Here is a 7,833-nt window from a genome sequence, read left to right as displayed (position 1 = left end):
CAAGTATTTCGCCGGCGAGACGAACTGGTGAGCCGCTTCCAGTTCGTCCACGACCACCGGGACGCCTACGAGGTGAAGCGGCTGTGCCAGGTCCTGGACCTCAACCGGTCCAGCTACTACAAGTGGCTCGGCGGGGCCGACGCCAGGGCCGTCCGCCGACGCGAGGACCAGGTCCTGACCGAACAGATCCGCCGGATCCACGCCGTCTCCGGCGGGACCTACGGCTCGCCGAGGGTGACCGCGGAATTGCGAGAGACCGGAGCCAGGATCAACCACAAGCGGGTCGCCCGGCTGATACGCACGCACAACATCGCCGGCGTCCGCCTGCGAAGAAGGGTCCGCACCACCGTCGCGGACCCGGCCACGCAACTGGTCCCGGACCTGTTCCAGCGGGACTTCACCGCCACCGAACCGGGACGCAAGTACATGGGCGACATCACGTATCTGCCGCTGGCGGACGGGGAGTTCCTCTATCTGGCCACCGTGCTGGACTGCTTCAGCCGCAAGGTCGTGGGCTGGTCCATCGCCGATCACATGCAAACCGGCCTGGTCGCCGACGCACTGCGGATGGCCGCCGCGACCCGCGGCGGTCTGGACAGGGCGGTGTTCCACACCGATCACGGGTCGCAATACGCGTCCAGGGCCTTCGCCGGCCTGTGCTCGGACATGGGCGTCATCCAGTCGATGGGCGCGGTCGGCAGCAGCGCGGACAACGCGGCCTGCGAGAGCTTTCACGCCTCCCTCAAACGCGAGACGCTCCAGGGCGCCCACAACTTCGGCGACCCCGCCACCTGCAGGAGGACCGTCTTCGCCTGGCTCACCCGTTACAACACCCGCCGCCGCCACTCCGCCAACGGCCACCTCAGCCCCAACGAATACGAACGCCGACACCACACCGCTAAGCTCACGCTCGCCGCGTGACAAATGACCGCGTGTCCACCTTCACGGGCGAAGGCCCCAGGCCCTCTGTCATTGCCCCGGCCCCGGCCCCGGGTGCGGTCGATGGTGGGGGTGGGCGGAGGGCGGTGGCAGGGGGCGTCGTGATGCCGGAGTTTCGGTTCGTGGGGTTGTCGCCGGTCGGGGTTGTGGGGGCCCCGGGGGTGTGGTGGGTCAGGGGGCCGGGTGGGCGGTGTCGAGGCGGGTGAACTGTTCGGCCGTCAGTTGGAGATCGGCGGCTGCGGTGTTCTCCCGCAGGTGGGCGGCCGAGCTGGTGCCGGGGATCGGCAGGACCACCGGGGAGCGGTGCAGCAGCCAGGCCAGCGAGACCTGGGTGGTGCTCGCGCCGAGTTCGGCGGCGACCTCGGCCAGCGCGCCCCGGTCCTGCTGGGAGTGTTCGCCGCTCGCGATGGGCAGCCACGGGATGAAGGCGATGCCCTCGCGCTCGCAGTACTCCAGCACGTCCTCGTCGGCGCGGTCGGTGAGGCTGTAGCGGTTCTGGACGCTGACCACATCGATCTCGGCCCGGGCTGCGGTCAGTTCGGCCACGCTGACCTGGGACAGGCCGATGTGCCGGATCTTCCCCTCCTTCTGCAGCTGCGCGAGCGCGCCGAACTGTTCGGCGGCCGGCACCCCGGGGTCGATCCGGTGCAGCTGGAACAGGTCGAGGCGTTCCAACCGCAGCCGGCGCAGGCTCAGTTCGGCCTGCTGGCGCAGGTACTCGGGCCGGCCCAGCGGCACCCACTCGTCGCGCGAGGGCCGGGACTGGCCCGCCTTGGTGCCGATGACCAGGCCCGCCGGGTAGGGGTGCAGGGCCTCGGCGAGCAACTCCTCGCTGGTGCCCGGGCCGTAGGAGTCGGCGGTGTCGATGAAGGTGGTGCCGAGTTCGACGGCGAGCCTGGCCAGGTCGAGCGCGGCCGGGACGTCGGCGGGCGGCCCCCACACGCCGGGCCCGGTCAGCCGCATCGCGCCGAAGCCCAGGCGGCGGACGGTCAGGTCGCCACCGAGGGCGAAGGTCTGGTTCACGGTTTCCTCTCCGAAGTGTTCATCGCCGCGCCGGACGGCGGCACGGGCGGCGGACGGTCACCGACCGCGTCCAGCCGCAGCATGCCCCGGGCCGGGTGATCGAACACCGCCCCGGTGCGGAGGGCGGGCCGAGGTCAGCCCGGGTGGCCGAAGCGGCAGCCGATGCCGCGGACGGTGACGATCCAGTCGGGGCCGAGTTTGGCGCGCAGGGTGCTGACGCGGGTGTCGACGGCGCGGCTGCGGGGTGACCGGGTGTCGGCCCGGACGCGGGCCGTGATCTGGCGGCGGGGGAGCACGGTGCCGGGTGGGCGGCGAGCAGGTGGAGCAGGTCGAACTCCCTGCGGGTGGGGCCGACCGGGGGCCGTGCAAGGTGGCGAGCCGGGCGCCGGTGTCGATCCGCGGCGGGCCGTGGACGAGGACCGGGCGGGCGGCCCTCCCCGGGCGGGTCAGGCGCCGGTCCCGTCGAAGGCGGTGCGGGCGCGCTCGACCTCGGGCAGGTGCTCGGCCGACCAGTCGGTGAGCGCCGCGAACAGCGGGGCCAGGCTGAGGCCGAGTTCGCTGATCTCGTACTCGACCCGGGGCGGCACCTCCGGGTGGTAGGTGCGCACCACCAGGCCGTCGCGCTCCAACTGGCGCAGGCGCTGGGTGAGCACCTTCGCGGTGATGCCGCCGACGTTGCGGTTCAGCTCGACGAAGCGCTGCCGGCCGAACCGGTTCAGCGTCCACAGGATCGGCGTCGTCCAGCGGCTGAACACGATGTCGAGCACCGGCGTGATCGGGCATGCCTGTGCACCGCCGCCGCCCGGTGCGTGCTGCCCGGTCGGGGCCGGGTCCGTCGTGGATCGGCTCTGCGCTGCCATCGTGCACACCCTCTCGTCCGTCACTTTCTTCAAGGTACTCACTGTAGCCAGGGTGTTAGCTTTCAAAAAGCTACCGATCCGGCTCCGTTCCGGCACCACCCGCTACTTCCCCGCACCAACGACTCACAGGAGTGAGATGGCCGTGCGAGACGCGCTGCGCGCCCCGGCCTGATCCTGGCCTTCCTGTGCCTGGCCGGCTTCACGACCTTCCTCGACGTCTCGATCGTCAACGTCGCCCCGTCCACCTCGGACTGGTCCTGTTCGCCCTGGCCTCGCTGGCCGCGGGCCTCGGCCAGGACGCCTGGCAACTGATCGCCCCCCGCGGCGCGCAGGGCCTGGGCGCCGCGTTCATCGCCACCGCTGCGCTCGCCCTGCTCGGCGGCAACTTCGCCGAAGGCGCCGAACGCAACAAGGCGCTCGGCGCCTGGGGGCGCGGTCCGGGCTGGCCGCGGTGGTCGGGGTGACGCTCGGCGGGGTGCTCACCGACGGCCCCGGCCGGCGCTGGATCTTCTTCGTCCACGTGCCGATCGGCCTGGTCGGCGCCCTGCTGGCGCCCCGGACGGTCGGCGAGAGCCGGTCCGCCGAGCGCGGCCGCGGCTTCGACTGACGGGGCCGCCGACGGCGGAGGGCCGCCGGACTTCCGGCTGCCCTCCGGGCTCCACAGGGTCGGGGCGGGTCAGGGGCGGCGGCCGTACCAGCCGACCAGGCGGTCGATGGCGGGCGCGTCGGCCGGCACCGGGGTGACCGGCCCGTACGGCACCCGTCCGCCGCGCGGCCCGTCCGGGACGGCCCGCTCCACGGCCGCCGGCGGGGCGGCCGGCGCCTCGGCGGGCCAGTCCACCGCCCGGCCGGTGGCCCTGGCGAAGTCCCGGCCGTGCGACGCCAGTTCGTTGGTCCAGATCACCGCGGCGGCCGCGCCCGGGAGGCCCCCACGGCAGGGCGAAGGTCCGGCCCAGTGCGGCCCGGAAGCCCTCCCCGGTCTCCGTCCAGGCGGCGGCCCACCCGCCGTCCGGGGCGTCGGCGGCGAAGTGCGGCACCGCCGTGAACGGGTCGCCGCCGGCCGTCGCGGTGCTCCGCCGCAGCACCGCGACGACGTGGTCGGCCAGGTCGCGGACGGCGTACTCGGGGCGCGGGGTGGCCAGGTCGTGCTGGTCGGTGCGGAGGTCGGTGAGGATCGCGCCGAGCCCCTCGGTGGCGGCGCGGAAGTCCGGGCGGGGGTCCGCGGTGGGCGTCTGTGGCATGGGCCCAGCCTGGGCGGCGGCCCCGGCGCCGGGTCGGGGACTTCGCAGAACCCTGGAGAAGAACCGACAGATCTGTCGGGCTCGGGTCCGGGTTCGGGTGCGGGTGCAGGTGTGGGGGCGGAAGTCGAGGGTCGGTTTCCTCTAGGTACCTACTATCTTTCCGATGCTAACTTCGGGAACGCGGTCGGCGGGCCGCAACAACCAAGACAGGCAAGGGGATCGGATCCCCCGAACCGAGGAGTGCGATCATGATCGTTGTCACTGGAGCCACCGGGAACGTCGGCCGCCCGCTGATCTCCCTGCTCGCCGAGGCGGGCGAACAGGTCACCGCGGTCTCCCGCCGGGCGCCGGACGGCGGCCTCCCCGCCACGGTCGCCCACGTCACCGCGGACCTCGCCGACTTCGCGAGCCTCCGGCCCGCCCTGAAGGGCGCGGACGCGCTGTTCCTGCTGCTGGCCGGCGAACTCAACGGCCCCGGCGCGCCCGCCACCGAACTGCTGGACCTGGTCCGCGAGTCCGGCGTCCGGCGGGTCGTCCTGCTCTCCTCGCAGATCAACGGGACCAGGCCGCAGGCGCCCTCGCACGCCCGGCTGCGCGAGTTCGAACTCGCCCTGCGGCTGAGCGGGTTGGAGTACACCGTGCTGCGCGCCGGGGGGTTCGCCTCCAACGCGTACGCCTGGGCCGAGGGCGTCCGAGGGCAGCGCACCGTGCACGCCCCGTTCGCGGACGTCGCGCTGCCGGTCGTCGACCCGGCGGACCTGGCGGCGGTCGCCGCGGCCGCGCTCCGGGAGGACGGGCACCACGGGCGGGTGTACGTCCTCACCGGGCCCGAGCCGATCACGCCCCGTCGGCAGGCGGCCGTGCTCGGGGAGGTCCTCGGCGAGGACGTCGCGTTCGTCGAGCTCACCCGCGAGCAGGCCCGCGCGCACCTGGCCCGCTTCATGCCCGAGGAGGTCCTCGACGGCACGCTCGACATCCTGGGCGAGCCCCTCCCCGAGGAGCAGCGGGTCAGTCCGGACGTCGAGCGGGTCCTCGGCCGCCCGGCGAGGAGCTTCGCGGACTGGGCGAACGGGGCGCTGCCCGCCTTCCGGTGAGCGGACGGGAGCGTGCCGCCAGGGCCCCGGTGAGAACGGCGGGATGCGGGACCGGGGGCTCTCCCGTGCGCGTTCCGCCTACTTCCCGGCCAGGTACTCCGCCCAGCTGCGGGTCCCGTACGCGTTCCGGGGCGCGGTGAGGGCGCCCTCGCGGAGGGCGCGGCCGGCGCGGCCGGGGAGGTGGAGGGGGAGGACCGGGCGGCGGCGGCCGGTGCTGCGGAGCCAGTCGGCGGCGAGGTCGGTGGCGAGGCGGGTCTCGGGGCCGGCGAAGTCGGGGGCGCGGCCGACCGGTTCGCCGAGGGCGAGTTCGACCAGGCGGGCGGCGACCTCGGCGGGGTGGACGGGCTGGACGGGGGTGCGGGAGACCATGGGGAGGAGGGGGAGCTTGGCGAGGGAGCCGAGCATGCCGTCCAGGAGCTGGGGGAACTGGGTGGCGCGCAGGTTGGTCCAGCCGAGGCCGGAGGCGGCGAGGAGCTGTTCGCCCCGGAGCTTGATCCGGTAGTAGTTCATCGGGATCCGGTCGACGCCGACGATCGAGATGTTGACGACGTGCCGGACGCCGGCCCGCCGGGCGGCGTCCAGCAGGTGGTGGAAGGCGGGCAGGTCGTTCTTCGGGTGCCGCGGGTCGCTCGCGCAGTGGATCACCGCGTCGACGCCGGCGAACGCCGCGTCCAGGCCGGTGCCGGCGGTGAGGTCGCCGGTGTACCAGTCGGTGTCGCTGTTGGTGCCGGTGCCGGTGCCGGTGTCGGTGGGGTGGCCGGGGTGGGCGGTGCGCCGGGTGAGGGCGCGGACGGGGCGGCCGGTGGTGCGGGCGTGGCGCAGCACCTCGCGGCCGAGGACGCCGGTCGCGCCGGTCACCAGCAGGGGGAGGTCGTTGCGGTCGTTCACGGTCGGGATTCCTTCCGGGAGGGGTTCTCACCGGAAGGAACCGGACGGTCAGCCGTTCTGTGACAGCGCGCGGTGCCGCCGCGCGTAGTGGGCGAGCTTGTCCGGGTTGCGGAGGATCCGGACGTCGGTGACGCCGTCCGGTCCGGCGTCGACCGCGCCGACGGAGGTGAGCGCGTCGCCCTCCCAGCCGAGCAGGACGGCGGTGCCGTTGGCCTCGGCGAGCTCGAACCGGACGCCCTCGGTGAACCGTTCGAACAGGCCGGCCAGGAAGCGGGCGGCGTTGGTCCGGCCGTGCACCGGCCGGAGCGCGGCGCGGACCTTGCCGCCGCCGTCCGCCCAGACCACGACCTGTTCGGCGAGGAGCTGTTCGAGCTGGTCGAGGGCGCCTTCGGAGGCGGCCCGCAGGAAGCGGCCGAGCAGGGCGGCGTTCTGTTCGGCGTCGACGGTGGCGGGGCGCGGGGCCTCGGCGGCGAGGTGCTTGCGGCCGCGGTGGTAGAGCTGACGGGCGGCGGCCTCGGTGCAGTCCAGGACGCCGGCCACCTCCCGGTGGCTGTAGGCGAACGCGTCGCGCAGCACGACGGCGGCGCGCTCGGGCGGGGAGAGCCGCTCCATCATGGTGAGCACCGCGAAGGACACCGCCTCGCGCTGCTCGGCCCGCTCCATCGGTCCGAGCGCCCCGGTGGCGACCGGTTCGGGCAGCCAGGTGCCGGGGTACTCCTCGCGGCGGGCCCGGGCCGAGGTGAGCCGGTTCAGGCAGAGGTTGGCGACCACCTTGTTCAGCCACGGCCCGGGCGCGGCGACCTGCCCCGGCTCGGTGCCGTGCCAGCGCAGGTAGGCGTCCTGCACGGTGTCCTCCGCCTCGGCGGCCGAGCCGAGCATCCGGTACGCCAGCGAGAACAGCCGCTGCCGGTGGCTCTCGAACTCCCGTACCGCCTCGTCCTGTTCCCCGTTCACGGATCCATGCTAGGCCGCAGGCCGATCCAGTCGGCGAGGCCGTCGGCGCCGGACGGGGTGAGGTGGACGACGCGGGGGCTGACGCCGTGCCGGATCCACCCCAGGTCGAGCAGGCGGCTGGTGAGGGCGGCCCCGGCGGCGCCGGCCAGGTGGTGCTGCTGTTCGCTCCAGTCGACGCAGTAGCGGACCAGCGGGCGGCGCGGCGGCAGGGCGTCGAGGTCGATGCCGAGCCGGTGCAGGGCGGTGCGGCCGGACGGGGTGAGCCGGTAGTGGTGGTCGTGGCCGTAGCCGGAGGCGCGGTCGCGGACGGCGGTGGCCGGGCGGTGGGTGCCGTCGTGGCCGGTCAGCAGGCCGCGGTCGAGCAGGGTGCCCATCAGGGCGACGCCGAGCCGGCCCGCCAGGTGGTCGTAGCAGGTGCGGGAGCGGCGCAGCGCGTTGGTGGTGCCGCTGTCGCGCAGCGAGGTGATCGGCAGCGGGGGCGCGATCAGGGCGAGGGCCTCCAGGGCGTGGCCGACTTCGGGGCCGGCCAGCCGGTAGAAGCGGTTGCGGCCGCTGCTGCGGGCGGTGACCAGCCCGGCGTCGAGGAGCCTGGCCAGGTGGGCGCTGGCGGTGGGCGCGCCGACGCCCGCCTCGGCGGCGAGGACGGCGCCGGTCAGGGCGCGGCCGTCGCTGAGGGCCTTCAGCATCCGGGCCCGGGACGGGTCGGCGAGCAGCGCGGCGGCCCGGGCGACGTCGGGCTGGCCGCTGGAGGGAGCGGGGGGAGTGGGCACCGGTCCAGCCTACGGCGGGCACAGTTCGTCGGGCGACGAAGTGTTCCGCGCCGAGACTGCCGTC

At 74.5% G+C, this 7,833-nt stretch carries 11 protein-coding genes; 4 read left to right on the top strand and 7 right to left on the bottom strand.

What is annotated here, in order from left to right; genetic code table 11:
• Positions 1–921 (top strand): IS3 family transposase (locus OO48_RS07785; protein ID WP_245194549.1); only part of this gene is annotated, 921 nt, incomplete at its 5' end.
• Between the two features lie 189 nt (positions 922–1,110).
• On the opposite strand, the gene OO48_RS07780 is transcribed toward OO48_RS07785, so the two are convergent.
• From OO48_RS07780 to OO48_RS07770, 3 genes are all read right to left on the bottom strand, one after another.
• Positions 1,111–1,962, bottom strand: coding sequence for an aldo/keto reductase (locus tag OO48_RS07780; RefSeq protein WP_033213625.1), 852 nt, complete (start codon positions 1,960–1,962; stop codon positions 1,111–1,113).
• 134 nt (positions 1,963–2,096) lie between these two features.
• Entirely contained in the window at positions 2,097–2,258 is a 162-nt protein-coding gene (locus OO48_RS36005) for a winged helix-turn-helix domain-containing protein (RefSeq protein WP_081951976.1), read from the bottom strand.
• 150 nt (positions 2,259–2,408) lie between these two features.
• Positions 2,409–2,822 carry a winged helix-turn-helix transcriptional regulator gene (locus OO48_RS07770; RefSeq protein ID WP_033213624.1) on the bottom strand — a complete coding sequence of 138 codons (414 nt, stop codon included), beginning with the start codon at positions 2,820–2,822 and terminating at the stop codon, positions 2,409–2,411.
• 185 nt (positions 2,823–3,007) lie between these two features.
• On the opposite strand from OO48_RS07770, the gene OO48_RS39610 reads away from it, so the two are divergent.
• Both OO48_RS39610 and OO48_RS39605 read left to right on the top strand, forming a co-directional pair.
• Positions 3,008–3,286: an MFS transporter gene (locus OO48_RS39610; protein WP_033213623.1), complete on the top strand. Its 279-nt coding sequence runs from the start codon at positions 3,008–3,010 to the stop codon at positions 3,284–3,286.
• Positions 3,283–3,429, top strand: a complete 147-nt coding sequence (locus OO48_RS39605) for a hypothetical protein (RefSeq protein ID WP_245194548.1) — start codon at positions 3,283–3,285, stop codon at positions 3,427–3,429. The genes OO48_RS39610 and OO48_RS39605 overlap by 4 nt, the downstream gene beginning before the upstream one ends.
• 69 nt (positions 3,430–3,498) lie before the next feature.
• Here the strand turns inward: OO48_RS39605 and OO48_RS07760 are convergent, their stop codons facing one another.
• Positions 3,499–3,726: a DinB family protein gene (locus OO48_RS07760; RefSeq protein WP_051731861.1), complete on the bottom strand. Its 228-nt coding sequence runs from the start codon at positions 3,724–3,726 to the stop codon at positions 3,499–3,501.
• Positions 3,727–4,311: 585 nt separating this feature from the next.
• Here OO48_RS07760 and OO48_RS07755 point away from each other — a divergent pair.
• Complete coding sequence (locus OO48_RS07755; protein WP_033213622.1) at positions 4,312–5,157, top strand: NAD(P)H-binding protein; 846 nt, start codon at positions 4,312–4,314, stop codon at positions 5,155–5,157.
• Between the two features lie 78 nt (positions 5,158–5,235).
• Here OO48_RS07755 and OO48_RS07750 read toward each other — a convergent pair whose 3' ends face one another.
• From OO48_RS07750 to OO48_RS07740, 3 genes are read right to left on the bottom strand one after another with little or no spacing between them, the layout of a single operon-like run.
• Positions 5,236–6,045, bottom strand: coding sequence for an SDR family oxidoreductase (locus OO48_RS07750; protein WP_033213621.1), 810 nt, complete (start codon positions 6,043–6,045; stop codon positions 5,236–5,238).
• Between the two features lie 48 nt (positions 6,046–6,093).
• Positions 6,094–6,999, bottom strand: a complete 906-nt coding sequence (gene sigJ / locus OO48_RS07745; RefSeq protein ID WP_033213620.1) for an RNA polymerase sigma factor SigJ — start codon at positions 6,997–6,999, stop codon at positions 6,094–6,096.
• Complete coding sequence (locus OO48_RS07740) at positions 6,996–7,769, bottom strand: ArsR/SmtB family transcription factor (protein ID WP_033213619.1); 774 nt, start codon at positions 7,767–7,769, stop codon at positions 6,996–6,998. The genes sigJ and OO48_RS07740 overlap by 4 nt, the downstream gene beginning before the upstream one ends.
• Positions 7,770–7,833 lie beyond the last annotated feature (64 nt).

Origin of the sequence: Kitasatospora phosalacinea, from assembly GCF_000716545.1 — a bacterium.
Taxonomy (GTDB): Bacteria; Actinomycetota; Actinomycetes; order Streptomycetales; family Streptomycetaceae; genus Kitasatospora; species Kitasatospora phosalacinea.
The sequence above is the reverse complement of the archived record's forward strand: the minus strand, read 5'-3'. Positions and strand labels throughout refer to the sequence as shown.